At 59.2% G+C, this 18,279-nt stretch carries 15 protein-coding genes and 1 pseudogene; 10 read left to right on the forward strand and 6 right to left on the reverse strand.

The features are described 5' to 3' along the window. Window positions 1–308: 308 nt before the first annotated feature. From ccoM to AC1DRN_RS28385, 3 genes are all read right to left on the reverse strand, one after another. A complete protein-coding gene (ccoM, locus tag AC1DRN_RS28375) occupies window positions 309–425 on the reverse strand; it encodes a cytochrome c oxidase subunit CcoM (protein WP_305729722.1) in 117 nt (38 codons plus the stop codon). A gap of 145 nt (window positions 426–570) precedes the next feature. Next, window positions 571–741, reverse strand: coding sequence for a hypothetical protein (locus AC1DRN_RS28380; RefSeq protein ID WP_223463206.1), 171 nt, complete (start codon window positions 739–741; stop codon window positions 571–573). A gap of 91 nt (window positions 742–832) precedes the next feature. Then, window positions 833–1,174 (reverse strand): aspartate-semialdehyde dehydrogenase, encoded by a 342-nt coding sequence (locus AC1DRN_RS28385; RefSeq protein WP_108216746.1) that lies wholly within the window; start codon window positions 1,172–1,174, stop codon window positions 833–835. A gap of 216 nt (window positions 1,175–1,390) precedes the next feature. Between AC1DRN_RS28385 and rapA the strand changes: the two genes are divergently transcribed. Beyond that, the gene (gene rapA / locus AC1DRN_RS28390; protein WP_223463205.1) at window positions 1,391–4,237 is read left to right on the forward strand and encodes an RNA polymerase-associated protein RapA; all 2,847 of its coding nucleotides are present in this window, start codon (window positions 1,391–1,393) and stop codon (window positions 4,235–4,237) included. 164 nt (window positions 4,238–4,401) lie between these two features. Here the strand turns inward: rapA and AC1DRN_RS28395 are convergent, their stop codons facing one another. Next, window positions 4,402–5,751, reverse strand: coding sequence for a spinster family MFS transporter (locus tag AC1DRN_RS28395; protein WP_223463204.1), 1,350 nt, complete (start codon window positions 5,749–5,751; stop codon window positions 4,402–4,404). Between the two features lie 268 nt (window positions 5,752–6,019). On the opposite strand from AC1DRN_RS28395, the gene AC1DRN_RS28400 reads away from it, so the two are divergent. Together AC1DRN_RS28400 and AC1DRN_RS28405 are read left to right on the forward strand one after the other, a co-directional pair. Then, the gene (locus AC1DRN_RS28400; RefSeq protein ID WP_046043993.1) at window positions 6,020–6,385 is read left to right on the forward strand and encodes a YkgJ family cysteine cluster protein; all 366 of its coding nucleotides are present in this window, start codon (window positions 6,020–6,022) and stop codon (window positions 6,383–6,385) included. A 148-nt stretch (window positions 6,386–6,533) separates the two neighbouring features. Beyond that, on the forward strand, window positions 6,534–8,750 hold the full coding sequence (locus tag AC1DRN_RS28405; RefSeq protein ID WP_223463203.1) for a putative bifunctional diguanylate cyclase/phosphodiesterase: 2,217 nt from the start codon (window positions 6,534–6,536) through the stop codon (window positions 8,748–8,750). Here AC1DRN_RS28405 and AC1DRN_RS28410 read toward each other — a convergent pair. Further along, window positions 8,707–9,603: an NAD(P)-dependent oxidoreductase gene (locus tag AC1DRN_RS28410; RefSeq protein ID WP_223463202.1), complete on the reverse strand. Its 897-nt coding sequence runs from the start codon at window positions 9,601–9,603 to the stop codon at window positions 8,707–8,709. The two genes, AC1DRN_RS28405 and AC1DRN_RS28410, sit on opposite strands and share 44 nt — an antisense overlap. 196 nt (window positions 9,604–9,799) lie before the next feature. Here AC1DRN_RS28410 and AC1DRN_RS28415 point away from each other — a divergent pair, with 196 nt between their 5' ends. Beyond that, window positions 9,800–11,995, forward strand: a complete 2,196-nt coding sequence (locus AC1DRN_RS28415; RefSeq protein ID WP_223463201.1) for a hypothetical protein — start codon at window positions 9,800–9,802, stop codon at window positions 11,993–11,995. Window positions 11,996–12,305: 310 nt separating this feature from the next. Here AC1DRN_RS28415 and AC1DRN_RS28420 read toward each other — a convergent pair whose 3' ends face one another. Then, window positions 12,306–12,611: a DUF2288 domain-containing protein gene (locus AC1DRN_RS28420; RefSeq protein ID WP_108227850.1), complete on the reverse strand. Its 306-nt coding sequence runs from the start codon at window positions 12,609–12,611 to the stop codon at window positions 12,306–12,308. A 351-nt stretch (window positions 12,612–12,962) separates the two neighbouring features. Here AC1DRN_RS28420 and AC1DRN_RS28425 point away from each other — a divergent pair, with 351 nt between their 5' ends. The 6 genes and pseudogenes from AC1DRN_RS28425 to AC1DRN_RS28450 all read left to right on the forward strand — a co-directional run. Beyond that, a complete protein-coding gene (locus AC1DRN_RS28425; RefSeq protein ID WP_116262163.1) occupies window positions 12,963–14,090 on the forward strand; it encodes a branched-chain amino acid ABC transporter substrate-binding protein in 1,128 nt (375 codons plus the stop codon). A gap of 231 nt (window positions 14,091–14,321) precedes the next feature. Next, a complete protein-coding gene (livH, locus tag AC1DRN_RS28430; protein WP_046043982.1) occupies window positions 14,322–15,245 on the forward strand; it encodes a high-affinity branched-chain amino acid ABC transporter permease LivH in 924 nt (307 codons plus the stop codon). Beyond that, window positions 15,242–16,498, forward strand: a complete 1,257-nt coding sequence (locus AC1DRN_RS28435) for a high-affinity branched-chain amino acid ABC transporter permease LivM (protein ID WP_046043981.1) — start codon at window positions 15,242–15,244, stop codon at window positions 16,496–16,498. The genes livH and AC1DRN_RS28435 overlap by 4 nt, the downstream gene beginning before the upstream one ends. Continuing rightward, window positions 16,495–17,262 carry a high-affinity branched-chain amino acid ABC transporter ATP-binding protein LivG gene (livG, locus tag AC1DRN_RS28440; RefSeq protein WP_223463200.1) on the forward strand — a complete coding sequence of 256 codons (768 nt, stop codon included), beginning with the start codon at window positions 16,495–16,497 and terminating at the stop codon, window positions 17,260–17,262. The genes AC1DRN_RS28435 and livG overlap by 4 nt, the downstream gene beginning before the upstream one ends. Further along, the gene (locus AC1DRN_RS28445; protein ID WP_046043979.1) at window positions 17,263–17,964 is read left to right on the forward strand and encodes an ABC transporter ATP-binding protein; all 702 of its coding nucleotides are present in this window, start codon (window positions 17,263–17,265) and stop codon (window positions 17,962–17,964) included. Window positions 17,965–18,118: 154 nt separating this feature from the next. Next, window positions 18,119–18,279 (forward strand): annotated as a pseudogene (locus AC1DRN_RS28450) (IS110 family transposase); the annotation flags it as partial.

Raw genomic sequence — 18,279 nt, forward strand, 5'->3', positions numbered from 1 at the left:
TCCCCGCTCCCCGCACAACCGCCGGATTTACGCAGCCTGATCCTTGACCACAAGAGCTTCGCGATCTTTTGCTCGCTCGCCCTGATCGGCTTCGCCTTATATCCGGTTCTTGTCCATCGGCTCGCGGTTTCGATTCACGCTTCCTCCCCACACTCGGTCGCCCTCATGCAGTTGCGCTTCACTTCGTTCGCTGTGGTCAGCTTACGACGGGACTTTCACCCGCAAGATTGCGCCCATGCTGGGCGCACAAAAAAAGGGCAACCGAAGTTGCCCAAAATGCCTTGCGTGCTCATTACATCCAGAAAGAACTACGGTTTTTTCCGCTTGTGCGAATCCTTCCAGATAAAAAGTCCGAATCCTGCAAAAAACACAAACATGAGGCCGACAGTCAGCACTCCGGCGATCACCACGTTGTCGAAAAACATGACGCGTCTCCTGCACCTGGCCTGTTGCGATAGGGCTAAGTTAACCAAACGGGCAGGAGAGAATATTGACCGGGATCAATGTCGCCCGAGACTGGGCAAGAGGAAGGGGAAAGTTTGACCCGCATCAATGAATGCGGGGGGGATTTCAGCGCTTTTTCGGTTTGTTTTTCGGCTTTTTTTTGGCCTTGCCCAATGGCATGGCCTGTTCGAACGCCTGGCGAACTTCATTGAGCCGCTTGTCATTGAGGTCATGGATACGTTTGGCGCGTTCAGCGTTGAGGTCAATCAGTTTGTCGTCTTGGCTCATGGCAGTCATGTGCATCGCTTGAAATGAATTTCAGCCACCGTAGCGTTCGGCAACCCTGCGCCAATAATGCGGCCTGAAGGGCGCGCTGACCAGCCTGCGCTCAAATCTCGATATCGACCCACAGTCCCTGCCGCGGCTGATCTTCCATCAGCGGCGCCACCGGCACGGTGTTGTCGGCATTGAGTTCATCACCGGGAATCGCCAGGTGCGCCTCGGGGTCATGATCAGCCTCGCGGCGACGTCTTTGCTGCTCCTGCTTGCGGCGCTGTTCCTCGCGCAGCACTAACCCGTCCTCTTCAGGATTGCGCTTTTGCAGGTCAATGGTGCTTTCACTGGAGCTTTCCTGCACCGGCACCACCGGTGGAATGTCCGGACGCTGGCGGATCGGGTCGGTTTGCGAAGTGATCGGCACGGCACTCAGGGGGAGCATCGGTGGCAGCATGGTTTCGGTCTCCTGTCAGCAGGCTGTCGGCTGCGGGGATGGCGACTTGAGCCATCGGTCGCAAACTGTGACCCGATTGGCACTCATTAGTGCACCTGGCGGCGCACCATGCACAGGTGGACTAACGTAAGACTGTGAGTTTTTCTGAGAGTCCTTTGGCCCTGAAGCCCTCATTCCGTTAAGATAGCCGGCTTTTTCAGGTGGGAGTCAGGCAGCATGGCGCAGCAGTATCAACCGGGGCAACGCTGGATCAGTGACAGCGAAGCCGAGCTGGGTTTAGGCACCGTTCTGGCACAGGACGGTCGCTTGTTGACCGTGCTCTACCCGGCCACTGGCGACACCCGCCAGTACGCGCTACGGAATGCGCCTCTGACCCGCGTGCGGTTTTCGCCGGGTGACTCCATCACTCACTTCGAAGGCTGGAAACTGACCGTCCGCGAAGTCGACGACATTGATGGCCTGCTGGTTTACCACGGCCTCAACGGGCAGAACGAAGTGGTCACCCTGCCGGAAACCCAACTGTCGAACTTCATCCAGTTCCGCCTGGCCAGCGACCGTCTGTTCGCCGGCCAGATCGACCCGCTGGCCTGGTTTTCCCTGCGTTATCACACTCTGGAACACACCAGCCGCCAGTTGCAGTCCTCCCTTTGGGGCCTGGGCGGCGTGCGTGCGCAACCGATCGCGCACCAGTTGCACATTGCCCGCGAAGTCGCCGACCGCATCGCGCCACGGGTTCTGCTGGCCGATGAAGTGGGCCTGGGCAAAACCATCGAAGCCGGCCTGGTTATCCATCGCCAATTGCTCTCGGGCCGCGCCAGCCGTGTGCTGATCCTGGTCCCGGAAAACCTGCAGCACCAGTGGCTGGTCGAGATGCGCCGCCGTTTCAACCTGCAGGTCGCGCTGTTCGACGAAGAGCGCTTCATCGAAAGCGATGCCAGCAACCCGTTCGAAGACACCCAACTCGCGCTGGTCGCGCTTGAGTGGCTGGTGGACGACGAGAAAGCCCAGGATGCGTTGTTCGCGGCCGGCTGGGACTTGCTGGTGGTCGACGAAGCTCATCACCTGGTGTGGCACGAAGATCAGGTCAGCCCTGAATACTCGCTGGTCGAGCAACTTGCCGAAACCATTCCCGGCGTGCTGCTGTTGACCGCCACCCCGGAACAACTGGGCCAGGACAGCCACTTCGCTCGTCTGCGCCTGCTCGACCCGAACCGTTTCCACGACCTGCAAGCCTTCCGCGCCGAGAGCGAAAACTATCGCCCGGTGGCTGAAGCCGTTCAGGAGTTGCTGGACAAGGGACGCCTGTCGCCACAAGCCCACAAGACCATCCACGGTTTCCTCGGCAACGAAGGCGAAGCCCTGCTGGCCGCCGTCAACGATGGCGATACCGAAGCCAGCGCGCGCCTCGTGCGCGAACTGCTCGACCGCCACGGCACCGGCCGCGTGCTGTTCCGTAACACCCGCGCCGCCGTGCAGGGTTTCCCGGAGCGCAAGCTGCACCCGTACCCGCTGCCGTGCCCGGACCAATACCTCGAACTGCCATTGGGCGATCACGCCGAGTTGTACCCGGAAGTCAGTTTCCAGGCCCAGCCGGATACCAGCGAAGAAGAACGCTGGTGGAAATTCGACCCCCGCGTCGAATGGTTGATCGATCAGCTGAAGATGCTCAAGCGCACCAAAGTGCTGGTGATCTGCGCCCACGCCGAAACCGCCATGGATCTGGAAGACGCCCTGCGCGTGCGCTCGGGCATCCCGGCCACGGTGTTCCACGAAGGTATGAACATCCTCGAGCGTGACCGCGCCGCCGCCTACTTCGCCGATGAAGAGTTTGGCGCGCAAGTGCTGATCTGCTCGGAAATCGGCAGTGAAGGTCGCAACTTCCAGTTCTCCCATCACCTGGTGCTGTTCGACCTGCCGTCCCACCCGGACCTGCTGGAGCAACGCATCGGTCGTCTGGACCGGATCGGCCAGAAGCACATCATCGAACTGCACGTGCCGTATCTGGAAACCAGCCCGCAAGAGCGTCTGTTCCAGTGGTACCACGAAGCACTGAACGCATTCCTCAACACCTGCCCGACCGGCAACGCCTTGCAGCATCAGTTCGGCCCGCGCCTGCTGCCGCTGCTGGAAGAGGCCGACGATGGCGAGTGGCAAGCGCTGATCGACGAAGCCCGCGCCGAGCGTGAGCGTCTGGAAGACGAGCTGCACACCGGTCGCGACCGCTTGCTGGAGCTGAACTCCGGTGGCGCGGGCGAAGGCGATGCGCTAGTGGAAGATATCCTGGAGCAAGATGATCAGTTCGCCCTGCCGATCTACATGGAAACCCTGTTCGACGCCTTCGGCATCGACAGTGAAGACCATTCGGAAAACGCGCTGATCCTCAAGCCGAGCGAAAAAATGCTCGATGCCAGCTTCCCGCTGGGCGACGACGAAGGCGTGACCATCACCTACGACCGCAACCAGGCACTGTCTCGCGAAGATATGCAGTTCATCACCTGGGAGCACCCGATGGTTCAGGGTGGCATGGACCTGGTCCTGTCCGGCTCGATGGGCAACACCGCCGTGGCGCTGATCAAGAACAAGGCGCTGAAGCCGGGCACCGTGTTGCTGGAACTGCTGTATGTCAGCGAAGTGGTTGCCCCGCGCTCACTGCAACTGGGCCGCTACCTGCCGCCGGCCGCCCTGCGCTGCCTGCTCGATACCAATGGCAACGACCTGTCGGCCCGCGTTTCGTTCGAAACCTTGAACGATCAGCTTGAAAGCGTGCCGCGTGCCAGCGCCAACAAGTTCATCCAGGCCCAGCGTGACCAGTTGACGCCACGGATCAACGCCGGTGAAGCGAAGATCCTGCCCCGTCACACTGAACGTGTCGCCGAGGCGCAGCGTCGCCTGGCCGCCGATACCGAAGAAGAACTGGCACGCCTGACCGCGCTGCAAGCGGTCAACCCGACCGTACGCGACAGCGAACTGGTTGCCCTGCGCAAACAACGCGAGCAAGGCCTGGCCATGCTCGATAAGGCTGCGCTGCGACTGGAAGCGATTCGGGTGTTGGTGGCGGGTTAACAACCCTCCTCCACCGCCATAAAAAGAAGGCCTGCAGTGATGCGGGCCTTTTTTTTACTTCAATTTCAGTAGTGCTGCTGACGGCCTCATCGCGAGCAAGCTCGCTCCCACAGTGTCCGTGTCGTACACAGAACCTGTGGGAGCGAGCTTGCTCGCGATGGCGGTTAAGCAGTCACCACAGTATTTTCTGACTCAATCACTGCCACCAACCCTTCCTTCATCCGCTTGGCATCGCGCACAAAACACCGCGAAGCCAGCACCAGAAACACCACCGTGAACAACAGCGCCACCGGAATCAGGTACATCGCGTCATGCAGGCCGACCGCTTTAAACGCCTCAGTCATCTGTTCCGCACCTGCCTCGAGCATCGCCGTGTGGGCAAAGTGATCCGACAAGGCCCCGACCACCACCGGCCCCAAACCGCCGCCCAACAGATACAGCCCGGCAAAGAACAGCGCCATGGCCGTCGCCCGCAACCGCGGCTCGACCACATCCTGTATCGCCGTGTACACGCAGGTGTAGAAGTTGTAGGCGAACAGCCAACCGAGACTGAAGACGGCGACAAACACACCGATCTCGATGCGCCCGGAATGCAGCGCCCACGCGGTGCAGACCGTCGAAATCATCAGGCTGAAGGCCGCAAACAACAGCCGCCCGTTGGCAATCCGCTGGTGAATCTTGTCCGCGATCCAGCCACCGAGGGTCAGGCCGACCAACCCGGTCACGCCGACAATAACTCCGGTGGCGACCGCGGCATCCTGCAACGGCATGAGAAAGTACCGTTGCAGCATCGGCACCAGAAACGAGTTACAGGCATAGGTGGCGAAGTTGAAACACAGGCCGGCCATGACCAGCCACAGGAAGGTCGGCACAGCCAGTACCCGACGGATCGGCCGGTCGATCTTTTCCTGCGACACTTGAACGCTCTCGGCGGCGCCGCGTTTCGGTTCCTTGATGAAAAACATGAAGACCGCGAGGACCAGTCCGGGCACCGCTGCGATAAAGAACGGCGCGCGCCAGCTATCGAAGGCCTTGACCATCGCACCGATGGTGAAGAACGCCAGCAACAGCCCCAACGGCAGCCCGAGCATGAAGATACCCATGGCGCGAGCCCGGCGGTGCGCCGGGAACAAGTCGCCAATCAGCGAATTGGCGGCTGGCGCGTAACTGGCCTCGCCGATACCGATGCCCATGCGCACGATCAGGAAGCTCCAGAAACTGCCCACCATGCCGTTGATGGCCGTCAGCCCGCTCCACACCGCCAGCCCCCAACCCATCAGCTTGCTGCGCGAGCCGGTATCGGCCATGCGCCCCAATGGCAAGCCGGCAATGGCGTAGACGATGGTGAATGCCGTCCCGATGATCCCCAACTGGAAATCACTGAGGTGCCATTCCATGCGGATGGGCTCGATGATGATGGCCGGGATGGTGCGGTCGAAAAAATTGAACAGGTTGGCCAGGAACAACAGGAACAGAATGCGCCAGGCATTGGCCGCTTGGGTCGAGTTCTGCATGGGTCCGTCTCTTTTATTGTTTTTGGGGCGTCACTGCCCCCGGAATTTGCAATCTAGACAGGCCGGCCACAACTGTCTTTCATTATTCGCCAGGCTGATACCAACCCATGGGTCGCAACTTGTAGGAGCTTTCGCAGGGCGGGTATTTCGCAGTCCGTCCGGTCGTTGAAAAATACCTTTCGCCCCCCCTTCCCAAGCCGTTGGCGAAGCCTAGAATAGCGGCCTTGTTTCCCCCCTGTGTCTCCACCCCTCTTTACGATAATCGCCCATGTCCGAAGCCAGTCCGTGTCTGAATTGCGGTGCCTGCTGTTCTCATTTTCGCGTGTCATTTTTCTGGGGGGAATGCGCCTCGTCCGGGGGAACGGTACCCGATGAGCTTGTCGAGCAGATCAGCCCCAGTCGGGTCGCGATGCTCGGCACCGGCTGCAAACCCGTGCGCTGCACCAGCCTGGTGGGGGACGTGGGCAGTACGGTGCAGTGCTCGATTTACGAAAAACGCTCCAGTACCTGCCGGGAATTCGACGCATCGTGGGTCGATGGCCTGGCCAATCCCGATTGCGACGCGGCCCGTGCCGCATTCGGCTTGCCGGCCTTGCAACCCGCATTCGAGACGCCTCAGAAGCAAATCGCCTGAGCATTAGCACTAATCGCTATTAGGCTAATGCCAAAATCATTGGCATCAATGTGCCACTATCACTTGTGCTCCACCCATGCCCTCTATACTCCAGGACATTCGCCGACGCTCCTTGCGCCGGCCTGATGGATAACGATGGGGGCATGCTATGGAGTGGCTTGGTTTGCATTTCCTTACCGAGCTACCAGAGAGTGGGCAGCTCATACTTAACTGCACACATGACCCTTTTCTGGTGCTGCTGGCTTATCTGGTCGCCTGTGTCGGCAGCTTCGCGACACTGGACATGGCCGAACGGGTTGCTCACGCTGAAAAATCCGCTTCCCAAACGCTCTGGCGCTGGGTCGGCAGCGGATGCCTGGCCGGCAGTATCTGGGCCATGCACTTCGTCGGGATGCTGGCATTCCAGGCGCCTATCGATCTTCACTACCAACTGCCTGTCACGGTGTTCTCGCTAACCATCGCGCTGCTCGCCGCGTGGCTGGCCATGCATACCCTCAGCCTTCCCGAGCTGAGTTTGCGACAGTGCCTCACGTCATCGATCGGGATCGGCCTGGGTATCGCGACCATGCATTACGTGGGCATGACGGCCATGCACTCCAATGCCTCGGTCTATTACCATCCGGGCCTGTTTGCCCTTTCCATCGTGATCGCGATCGGTGCCGCACTGGCAGCCTTGTTACTGGCGTGGTATCTGCGCGACGGCGCCGGCATGCTGCATCAGCTCACCAAATACTGCGCCAGCCTGTTGCTCGGGGCTGGCATCCTCAGCATGCACCTCACTGCCATGGCCGCCTTCAACCTGGTACTACCCGAAGGCAGCCTGCCAGCGCAAACCGGCGATCACAGCCAACTGCAACTGGCACTGACCGTGGCGGTCATGACCCTGCTGATCATCGGCAGCAGCATCAGCGCGGCGCTGGCGGACAAGAAACTGCAACGCAAGGACCACGACCTGCAACGGGTCAACTCCCTGCTCGGCCAGCTGGACCAGGCGCGCATGTCGCTGCAACAGGTGGCGCACCACGACGCGCTGACCAACCTGATCAACCGCCGCGGATTCAACCAGGTCTTCGCCGAAAAACTCATCGAGAAAACCAGCAAAGGCGGGATGCTGGCGGTCATGTTCCTGGACATCGACCATTTCAAGCGGATCAACGACAGCCTTGGCCACGATGCCGGTGACGAACTGCTCAAAGTGCTTGCCGGGCACATCAAGAGTTCGGTTCGCGGTCACGAGGATGTGGTCGCGCGTTTCGGCGGCGACGAGTTCTGCCTGCTCATCGACCTGCATGATCGTGAAGAGGCGCGGCAGATGGCCCAACGCATCATGCTGAAAATGAAGGAGCCCATCGAACTGGCCGGCAGGCGCATGGTCATGACCACCAGCATCGGCATCAGCCTGTTTCCGGAGGATGGCAAGACGTGTGAAGAACTGCTGAAGAACGCCGACCTTGCGCTGTATCAGTCCAAGGGCGGTGGCCGCAACGGCCTGAGCTTTTTCAGCGCCAACCTGAAAACCCGCGCCACACTGGAACTGCAACTGGAAGAAGAACTGCGCAATGCCTTGCGTGAAGACACTGGCCTGATGCTCTATTACCAGCCGATCTATGACCTCAAGACCGGTCAGATCAGCAAGCTTGAAGCCTTGATCCGCTGGCAACACCCGGTCCATGGTTTCCTCGTGCCGGATCGTTTTATCGCCATCGCCGAGGCCAACGGCCTGATCGCCGAACTGGACAACTGGGTGCTGCGCAAGGCCTGCGAGGATCTGGGCGAGTTGTTGCGCCTGGGTTGCGTAGACCTCAAGATCGCCGTGAATTGCTCGCCCCTGAGCCTGGCGCGCGTAGAACTGGCCGATGAAATCGAGTACGCATTGCGAGCCGCCGGAGTGGAGGCCCACCGCCTGGAACTGGAAGTCACGGAAAACGCCTTGATGGGCAATATCGCCAACACACTGATGTTGCTGCGACAGATTCGTGCCCTCGGCGTGTCGCTGTCGATCGATGACTTCGGCACCGGCTATTCATCCCTGGCCTACCTCAAGCGCTTGCCCCTCAACACGCTGAAAATCGACCGTTCCTTCATCCAGGACATCCCCAAGGCCACCCAGGACATGGAGATTGTCCAGGCGATCATCGTCATGGCCCATACCCTGCACCTGCAAGTGGTCACCGAAGGGGTCGAAACCTTCGAGCAATATCAGTTCCTGGAAAACCATGGCTGTGACTTCGTTCAGGGCTATTTGCTCAGTCGGCCGGTGCCATTGGCCGAGCTGCATCCGGTGCTGAACGAAATCAACCAGCGCAAGCACGCCTATACCGTCACGACGCTGAGTCTGGCTCACGGTACATCTGTACTAATGTAGACGGGTCTTTTTCAAGGAAACCCTGACTCCCATGCAGGCGCATCAACTGCGCGGCCAGGCCGCTGATCGGTGTCGCCGAGCCTTGCTCTCGCGAAAACTTTACCGCGGTATCCAGATCCTTGAGCAACGTGCGCACGTGCCACTTGACCGGCTCGAAACGGTTTTCCGCCATCTGTGGGGCGAGGATCTGCAAGGGTTTCGAATCGGCAAAACCGCCGGCCAGCGCTTCGGCGATCAGGCTGGCATCAACCCCGGAACGTTCCGCCAACGCGACCACTTCGGCAATCACCAAGGCATTGCAGGCGACGATCATCTGATTGCACGCCTTGGTCACCTGCCCTGCCCCGACACCGCCCATGTGCGTCACACGCTGCCCCAGGTTCAACAGGACAGGGCGGACCCGTTCCAGGTCCTGCGCGTCACCGCCAACCATGATGGCCAGGCTCCCGGTTTCAGCCCCGACCACACCACCGGACACCGGCGTGTCGAGCCAGCCCATGCCGGTTTTACCGGCGAGTTCTACGGCCATTTCCCGCGTGGCATTGGGCTCCAGGCTGGAAAAGTCCACCAGTAACTGGCCTTTCTTTGCCCCCTCGATAATGCCTGCCGGACCAAACACTACCTCGCGTACGACCGACGTATCCGCCAGGCACAACATCACTACGTCAGCGTGCTGGCACAGTTCGGCCGGGCTGGCGACCTGGCGTGCGCCGGCCTCCACCAGTGGCTTGCACTTGTCCGGATTGCGATTCCATACCGCCAGCGGATAACCCGCCGCCAGCAGGCGCCGGCACATTGGCAACCCCATCAGGCCGACCCCGGCAAACCCCAGCGAAGGTAACGTTGACATCATTTTGCCTCCTTTTGATTAAAGATCGCCAAATATTGGCCGATCCATCATGACTCAGGAAAGGATTCACGCCGAGTGATGCTCAGGCCAAGGACCAAGGCATGGTCCAAATACGCGCTGAAAAAAGACGCGATTCTATTCCGTGACGGTTCGACGACTGCGAGTCGGCCAACCAATCAGCCCAGGTAGATGGCGAACAATGACTTCTAAAAACAACCCGGCCACTGCGGTAACCGATCTGACGCTGAGCCCCGCGGCCAACAGCCCGTCATCACCGAAGCCATTGATTCAATCGCGCCCGTTGGCAACCCAGCAATACCTGTACTTCACCGAAACCAACACCGACCGCATCCTCGACAACCTCGACGGCCTGCGCGACATGGTGTTCCCGCGCGCACCGCACCTGGAAGGCGACAGCGAACAGCACAGCGATCAGGAATTCCCGTCGGTGTGCCTGATCGGCCTGGGCCGCTGCGGCTCGAACATTGCGCTGGACGTGGCGGAGCTGGTGTACAACGCCCGCAAGTTCTACCTCAACGAATTCAACAACGAAGATCGCCTGTCGCCAGACAAGCGTTTTGCCGAAAAGGGCTACAGCCCGGCCCAGTGGATCCGCAACAACTTGCGCCTGGGCCAGAACAAAAACACCAAGCCGGTGTTTCTGGTCGAGCCACTGGTGATGCTCGGCGACCTGGACAAGGACATCGCCGGACGCATCCGTTTCTCGCGCAAGGGCGAAAAAAGCGGTTTCCTGCGCGACTACAGCAAGATGAAAATCATGGACTTGTCGGAAGTCCACGCCGGTGGTGCCGGTAACGCGCCGATCCTCGGCCAGTACCTGGCCAAGATCATCCTGAACAAGGACACCCAGCGTTTCTCCAGCCCTGACTGGAAGATGATCCACTCGTACCTGATCGACAGCTGCGGCATCAAGGCCAACCAGTCGCGCCTGTATTTCTCGATCTTCAGTGCCGGTGGCGGTACCGGTTCGGGCATGGCCTCGGAATTCGGTCTGGCCCAACAGCACTCGTACATGAACAAGACGTTCGACACCAAACCGATGGACGAGCACGACAGCAAGAGCGGCCACTCCTTCGTCTTCGAACCGATCTTCACCAGTGGCATCTGTGTATTGCCGAACATTTCCGATCACCGCAGTGAAATGTCCGAGGCGTTGCACATCAACGCCGGCCGCCTGCTGTGCAAGTACCTGTCGGAAGAGTGGGACTTCTCCTACAACTTCGCCAACGAAGACAGCAGCGAAGCCAGCGTCATGGGCCGCATCCGCCCATGGAACGCGATGATGTTGATCTCCAACGACATCATGCGTTACGCCGAAGAGAACGATGACGGCAATATCCAGAATATTGATGTCAATGCCATGGAGAAGCATGCCAACCAATACATCTCGCAGCAGATCTTCAACATTCTGACGGCCCAGGCGGTGACCACCGACTACGACCAGAACTATTTCCGTCGCGCCGGCATCGACATCGGCGAAACCATCCGCCTGGACGCCAACGACCTGTTCATGAGCCTGGCCGGCCCGGTGGCGATTGCCTACGCAGAGTCCGTGGTGCCGGAAACCCCGCCGCCGAGCAGCGACAAATTCAAGGTGTTCGAGAAAGAGCCGCAGCGCCTGAACATCGATGACCTGTTCTTCCGTTCGATCGACCTGCCGCACTTCAACAAGGTCACCCAGGCCATCGAAGGCATCAGCCTGTTGCCGATCGAGTCCAAGCGTTATCGCGCGTCGCTGGAGCAGTACAAGAACTCGGGTTACGACGCGGCGGCGCTGCATGACCTGCACTTCTTCAAGAATTGCTCGTCGGTGGTGTCGATCGTTTCCCTGCCGAAGGACTACAAGCTGTCCTACATGGATTTGAACCGGTTGAAGACTCACCTCAACAGCCTGTTCCCCAACACCACGCTCAAGCGCTACGCGTTGGTGATCGGTGCTTCGGCCAACCTGTCGCTGACCACCCTGATCGCCAAGAGCCCGTGCCTGTCGGACGACTTCCTGACGCTGATCGTGGCGTTCATCAAGCGCTGTTTCGCGAAAAACCCGTACCGCTTCGACGAGACCCTGGACAACTCGATCCTGGACTTCATCATCAACGAACAGTTCGATGAAGACCGGATCGACGAGTTACTCAACGAATTCGAGAACCCGGCGAAGATCCTCGATACCAACTGGTACGCGATCAAGCCGATGTACGAGAAGAAGTACCGCGAGCTGATCAACGACAAGGACAAATTCGTCTCGATCAACGACATTCGCCTGTCGCGCGACTGTGTGAAGAAAGCGATCAAGTACCTGCGCGAGATCTACCGTCACCGCATTGGCAAGACCAAGGTCATTTCGTTGAATAACCATACGGGCAAGACAGCTTAATAAGACGCAAAACCGCGTCGCCGCCATCGCGAGCAAGCTCGCTCCCACAGGGATCGCATTCTTTCAGAGAGAACGCGGTCAACTGTGGGAGCGAGCTTGGTCCGGGCGGCGTTCCGACGATGGCGGCCTTGAATTCACTGCATATCAACATCCAGAAACAATTGAGCGGCCGTTCAGTTGTCCTCTCAACTGTTCCCGTTACGTTTACGTCACCGTGAAGCTGTAGCCTTTCTTCACGGCAACATGCCATCACGCTACCCGGCTACACACTTTTATCCCTGAAAGGAACGCACCAATAATGTGCAACCTTTTAAGCCTGCGCCCTTTCCTGGATCAGAATCCACGGCGAAACAACCACGGCCCACAGCTGCGGATCACGCTCAAAAAGATCCAGCGCCCGTGTTTCAGACAGCTTGGCGAGTTTGTCAGCGGCCAGCCAGGCAGCCACTTTCTCCCCTTCATCCTGGGCCACGGCCTCGGCGGCGGCGATCAAATCCAGGCCAGGATCGACCCACAATAGGGCACCCTTGGCGAAGAACGGCTCCAGCTCTTTCCAGGTAATAGATGCGGTTTCACCAAGCAGCTTGGCATAGAGGGTGCTAGGTTCTTGATTCATGGGACTGTCCGGAAAAGAAATCGACGCGAATGATAACGTCGCTGGTCTGGCAGAAAAACCCGGATGCAATTGAGTCACCGAAATGAAAAGCGCAGTAAAGCCAGGGAATGCACTGAATCCGGCTATAAGCCCTTCAACACCCCCGCCGCAATTCTGTCTTTTTCTTTCAATAAAGCGACACTCGCAGGTTTTGCCCCCCGGCGCCGCCTTCCCAGGCCGACAATCGGCGCTCTACACTGTACCGGTACAGTTGTCGGGGGGCATTTCCGGGGGATGTCGTGGATATCTGACCCGGTTCTGCTGCCATCGGCGCCAGGACTATAAAAACTACAACAGTAAGAGTGGAGCACTATGACTAAGGCTACTAAGCAGATTTCCAAACTGTTTGCCGCTATGGTTCTGGCCGGGGTTGCCAGCCATTCGTTCGCAGCTGACACCATCAAGATCGGCATCGCCGGCCCTAAAACCGGCCCGGTCACTCAATACGGCGACATGCAGTTCATCGGTGCCAAGATGGCCATCGAGCAGATCAACGCCAAGGGCGGCGTCGACGGCAAGATGCTCGAAGCCAAGGAATACGACGACGCGTGCGACCCTAAACAAGCCGTGGCCGTCGCCAACAAAGTGGTCAACGATGGTGTGAAATTCGTTGTCGGTCACCTCTGCTCCAGCTCCACTCAACCGGCTTCGGACATCTACGAAGACGAAGGCGTGATCATGATTACCCCGGCTGCCACCAGCCCGGACATCACCGCACGTGGTTACAAAATGGTGTTCCGCACCATCGGCCTGGACAGCGCCCAGGGCCCTGCTGCCGGTAACTACATCGCCAACCACGTAAAACCGAAAATCGTTGCTGTGCTGCACGACAAACAGCAATACGGTGAAGGCATCGCCACCTCCGTGAAGAAAACCCTCGAAGGCAAAGGCGTCAAGGTTGCCGTATTCGAAGGCCTCAACGCCGGCGACAAGGACTTCTCCTCGATCATCCAGAAGCTCAAGCAAGCCAACGTCGACTTCGTCTACTACGGCGGCTACCACCCGGAACTGGGCCTGATCCTGCGTCAATCCAAGGAAAAGGGCCTGAACGCCAAGTTCATGGGGCCTGAAGGTGTGGGCAACGACTCCATCTCGCAAATCGCCCAGGACGCTTCCGAAGGCCTGTTGGTGACCCTGCCGAAGTCTTTCGACCAGGACCCGTCCAACAAGGCGCTGGTTGAGGCGTTCGCCGCCAAGAAACAGGACCCGACCGGCCCGTTCGTGTTTCCGGCCTACTCGGCTGTCGATGTGATTGCCGAAGGCATCAAGGCAGCGAAGAGCGAAGACACCGCCAAAGTGGCTGAAGCCATTCACAAAGGCACCTTCAAGACTCCGACCGGCGACCTGTCGTTCGACGACAAGGGCGACCTGAAGGACTTCAAGTTCGTGGTCTACCAGTGGCACTTCGGCAAACCTAAAACCGAAGTTTCGCCTCAGTAAGGCGCTGCCTGACTGACTGCCAATAAAGCCCACGGCGCGCCGTGGGCTTTGTTTTACGAGGTAATGGGCCGTGCCTCCGTGATCCGGAAGCCTTCCCACCTGAAAATCTCAAAACCGTCATCAGCGGTTCGCTGGCAAACCTCACGCTCGAAGTGGATGCAGATCCACGGGGCCTGAGCGGGAAAATGACTCCACCAGTGAAATGCGTATCAGGTTTTTAGGAGCGCTGTAATGCCTGAGATCTATCACTTTTTCCAACAGCTGGTTAATGGTCTGACCATTGGCAGCACGTATGCCCTGATCGCCATCGGCTATACGATGGTTTACGGCATCATTGGAATGATTAACTTCGCCCATGGCGAGGTCTACATGATCGGTTCCTACGTGGCCTTCATCGTCCTTGCCGGACTGGCCATGCTGGGTATCCATTCTCTGCCGCTGTTGATGACCGCCGCATTCCTGGCGACCATCGTTGTCACCAGTGCCTACGGTTACAGCATCGAACGGATCGCCTACCGCCCTTTGCGGGGTAGTAACCGCCTGATCCCGCTGATCTCGGCCATCGGCATGTCGATCTTCCTGCAAAACTCCGTATTGCTCTCGCAGGACTCCAAGGACAAATCGATCCCCAACCTGATTCCGGGCAGCTTCAGTTTCGGTCCGGGCGGAGCACAGGAAGTGCTGATTTCCTACATGCAGATCCTGGTGTTCGTGGTGACCTTGGTGGTAATGCTCTGCCTCACCCAGTTCATCTCGCGTTCACGCTTGGGACGTGCCTGCCGGGCCTGTGCCGAAGACATCAAGATGGCCAACCTGTTGGGCATCAACACCAACAACATCATCGCCCTGACCTTCGTCATTGGTGCCGCCCTGGCGGCCGTGGCGGCTGTACTGCTCAGCATGCAGTATGGCGTGATCAACCCGAACGCCGGATTCCTGGTGGGCCTCAAGGCCTTTACCGCGGCGGTACTGGGTGGCATCGGCAGCATTCCGGGCGCCATGCTCGGTGGTCTGGTGCTGGGGGTGGCCGAAGCATTCGGCGCCGATATATTCGGTGACCAGTACAAGGACGTAGTGGCTTTCGGCCTTCTGGTTCTGGTGTTGTTATTCCGGCCAACCGGCCTGTTGGGGCGTCCGGAGATTGAGAAAGTATGACTAGGAATCTTAAACAAGCGCTGTTCAGCGCCCTGCTGGTCTGGGCCGTGGCCTATCCGGTACTCGGTCTGAAACTGTCCATCGCCGGCATCAACCTCGAAGTACTGGGTGCCAGTACCTCCACGCTGTTCATCATCACCGCCAGTTCGGTGCTGATGTTCCTGCGGGTGCTGTTCGACAAACAGTGGAGCACCATGATGAAGTCAGCGCCGAAAGGCTCGCTGGTTTCGCCGAAGGTCAGCCACTTCATGACCCTGCCCAGCACCCAACGCTGGGTCATCATGGGGTTGATCGTGGTCGCTCTGGTGTGGCCGTTCTTCGGCTCGCGCGGTGCGGTGGATATCGCCACGCTGATTCTGATCTATGTGCTGCTCGGTCTGGGCCTGAACATCGTGGTCGGTCTGGCGGGGTTGCTCGACCTGGGCTACGTCGGTTTCTACGCGGTGGGTGCCTACAGCTATGCGCTGCTGTCGCACTACTATGGCCTGAGCTTCTGGATCTGCCTGCCCATCGCCGGACTGATGTCTGCGACGTTCGGCTTCCTGCTGGGCTTCCCGGTACTGCGTCTGCGCGGTGACTATCTGGCGATCGTGACCCTGGGCTTCGGTGAGATCATCCGTCTGTTCCTGCGTAACCTGACGGACCTTACGGGCGGACCGAACGGCATCAGCAACATCCCCAAACCGTCGCTGTTCGGCCTGAGCTTCGATAGAACGGCCGCCGAAGGCATGCAGACCTTCCACGAGTACTTCGGCCTGACCTACAACCCCGTCAGCAAGGTGGTATTCCTCTACCTGGTGGCGCTGTTGCTGGCGCTGTTCGCGCTGTTCGTGATCAACCGCCTGCTGCGCATGCCGATCGGCCGTGCCTGGGAAGCCTTGCGTGAGGACGAAATCGCCTGCCGTGCCTTGGGCCTGAACCCGACCGTGATCAAGCTGTCGGCCTTCACCCTGGGCGCCTGCTTCGCCGGATTTGCCGGTAGCTTCTTCGCCGCACGTCAGGGTCTGGTGACGCCGGAGTCATTCACCTTCATCGAATCGGCCACCATCCTCGCCATCGTGGTGCTGGGCGGCATGGGCTCGCAATTGGGCGTGGTCCTCGCGGCCGTCGTAATGATTCTGTTGCCCGAGCTGATGCGTGACTTCAGCGAATACCGCATGTTGATGTTCGGCGCCTTGATGGTGCTGATGATGATCTGGCGTCCTCAAGGTCTGCTGCCCATGCAACGTCCTCACATGGAGCTGCGTAAATGAGCCGCGAGATCCTCAAAGTAGAAAATCTGAGCATGCGCTTCGGCGGCTTGCTGGCGGTCAACGGCGTGGCCTTGAGCGTGAAGGAAAAGCAGGTCGTGGCACTGATCGGCCCCAACGGCGCCGGCAAGACCACCGTGTTCAACTGCCTGACCGGCTTCTACAAGCCGAGCGGCGGCAGCATCCTGCTGGACGGCGAGGCCATCGAGGGCCTGCCCGGCCACAAGATCGCCCTCAAAGGCGTGGTGCGTACTTTCCAGAACGTGCGGCTGTTCAAGGACATGACCGCGGTCGAGAACCTCTTGATCGCCCAGCACCGTCACTTGAATACCAACTTCCTGGCCGGCCTGTTCAAGACCCCGTCATTTCGCAGAAGCGAACGCGAGGCCATGGAGTACGCCGAGTACTGGCTGGACAAGGTACACCTCAAGGGGTTCGCCAACCGTCCGGCCGGCACCCTGGCCTACGGTCAGCAACGTCGCCTGGAAATCGCCCGCTGCATGATGACCCGCCCGCGGATCCTCATGCTCGACGAACCGGCCGCCGGCCTGAACCCGAAGGAAACCGAAGACCTCAAGGCGCTGATCAGTGTGCTGCGTGAAGAGCACAACGTCACCGTGCTGCTGATCGAACACGACATGAAACTGGTCATGAGCATTTCCGACCACATCGTCGTGATCAACCAGGGCACCCCCCTGGCCAACGGCACACCGGAACAGATCCGCGACAATCCTGAAGTGATCAAAGCCTACCTGGGGGAAGCGTAAATGCTGCAGTTCGAAAACGTTTCCACCTTCTACGGCAAGATCCAGGCTCTGCACAGCGTCAACGTCGAAGTCCGTCAGGGCGAGATCGTGACCCTGATCGGCGCCAATGGTGCCGGCAAGTCGACCCTGCTGATGACGCTCTGCGGTTCGCCGCAGGCCCACAGCGGCAGCATCCGCTACATGGGTGAGGAACTGGTCGGCCAGGACTCCTCGCAGATCATGCGCAAGAGCATTGCCGTGGTGCCGGAAGGCCGTCGGGTGTTTTCCCGCCTGACCGTGGAAGAAAACCTCTCCATGGGTGGTTTCTTCACCGATAAGGGCGATTATCAGGAACAGATGGACAAGGTTCTCGGACTTTTCCCACGCCTGAAGGAACGCTTCGCCCAGCGTGGCGGCACCATGTCCGGTGGCGAACAGCAGATGCTCGCCATCGGCCGTGCGCTGATGAGCAAGCCCAAGCTGTTGCTGCTCGACGAGCCGTCGCTGGGCCTGGCACCGATCATCATCCAGCAGATCTTCGACATCATCGAACAACTGCGCAAGGACGGTGTGACGGTGTTCCTGGTCGAACAGAACGCCAACCAGGCGCTGAAAATCGCTGACCGTGCCTACGTGCTGGAGAACGGCCGGGTAGTGATGCAAGGCACCGGTGAAGCATTGCTGACCGACCCGAAAGTGCGCGAAGCGTACCTCGGCGGCTAAGCCATTGCGGTAAACAGAAAACGGCCTTCGGGCCGTTTTTTTATGCCTGGCACAACCTCACCAACAATGAAATTCCCTAATGAAATGGCTACCCCCGCCGCCCCCTGTGATCGACCACTAAGCTTTCACAGGGGGCTTATCGGAGATCATTGCCATGAGCAAAGTAGCTATTGCCGCCATCGATCTGGGAAAACACACCTTTCATCTACATGCACAGGATGATCGTGGTCACGAGCTGTACCGCAAAAAATTCAATCGGGTAGCGCTCATGCAGCACCTGATGAACCTTGAGCCCTGCACTGTCGTGATGGAGGC

Source organism: Pseudomonas sp. P5_B3 (assembly GCF_056400405.1).

Excerpts from the sequence above, each read along its gene's own strand:
- ccoM (WP_305729722.1), bottom strand. The coding sequence starts at position 425 with ATGTTTTTCGACAACGTGGTGATCGCCGGAGTGCTGACTGTCGGCCTC.
- AC1DRN_RS28380 (WP_223463206.1), bottom strand. The coding sequence starts at position 741 with ATGACTGCCATGAGCCAAGACGACAAACTGATTGACCTCAACGCTGAA.
- AC1DRN_RS28385 (WP_108216746.1), bottom strand. The coding sequence starts at position 1,174 with ATGCTGCCACCGATGCTCCCCCTGAGTGCCGTGCCGATCACTTCGCAA.
- rapA (WP_223463205.1), top strand. The coding sequence starts at position 1,391 with ATGGCGCAGCAGTATCAACCGGGGCAACGCTGGATCAGTGACAGCGAA.
- AC1DRN_RS28395 (WP_223463204.1), bottom strand. The coding sequence starts at position 5,751 with ATGCAGAACTCGACCCAAGCGGCCAATGCCTGGCGCATTCTGTTCCTG.
- AC1DRN_RS28400 (WP_046043993.1), top strand. The coding sequence starts at position 6,020 with ATGTCCGAAGCCAGTCCGTGTCTGAATTGCGGTGCCTGCTGTTCTCAT.
- AC1DRN_RS28405 (WP_223463203.1), top strand. The coding sequence starts at position 6,534 with ATGGAGTGGCTTGGTTTGCATTTCCTTACCGAGCTACCAGAGAGTGGG.
- AC1DRN_RS28410 (WP_223463202.1), bottom strand. The coding sequence starts at position 9,603 with ATGATGTCAACGTTACCTTCGCTGGGGTTTGCCGGGGTCGGCCTGATG.
- AC1DRN_RS28415 (WP_223463201.1), top strand. The coding sequence starts at position 9,800 with ATGACTTCTAAAAACAACCCGGCCACTGCGGTAACCGATCTGACGCTG.
- AC1DRN_RS28420 (WP_108227850.1), bottom strand. The coding sequence starts at position 12,611 with ATGAATCAAGAACCTAGCACCCTCTATGCCAAGCTGCTTGGTGAAACC.
- AC1DRN_RS28425 (WP_116262163.1), top strand. The coding sequence starts at position 12,963 with ATGACTAAGGCTACTAAGCAGATTTCCAAACTGTTTGCCGCTATGGTT.
- livH (WP_046043982.1), top strand. The coding sequence starts at position 14,322 with ATGCCTGAGATCTATCACTTTTTCCAACAGCTGGTTAATGGTCTGACC.
- AC1DRN_RS28435 (WP_046043981.1), top strand. The coding sequence starts at position 15,242 with ATGACTAGGAATCTTAAACAAGCGCTGTTCAGCGCCCTGCTGGTCTGG.
- livG (WP_223463200.1), top strand. The coding sequence starts at position 16,495 with ATGAGCCGCGAGATCCTCAAAGTAGAAAATCTGAGCATGCGCTTCGGC.
- AC1DRN_RS28445 (WP_046043979.1), top strand. The coding sequence starts at position 17,263 with ATGCTGCAGTTCGAAAACGTTTCCACCTTCTACGGCAAGATCCAGGCT.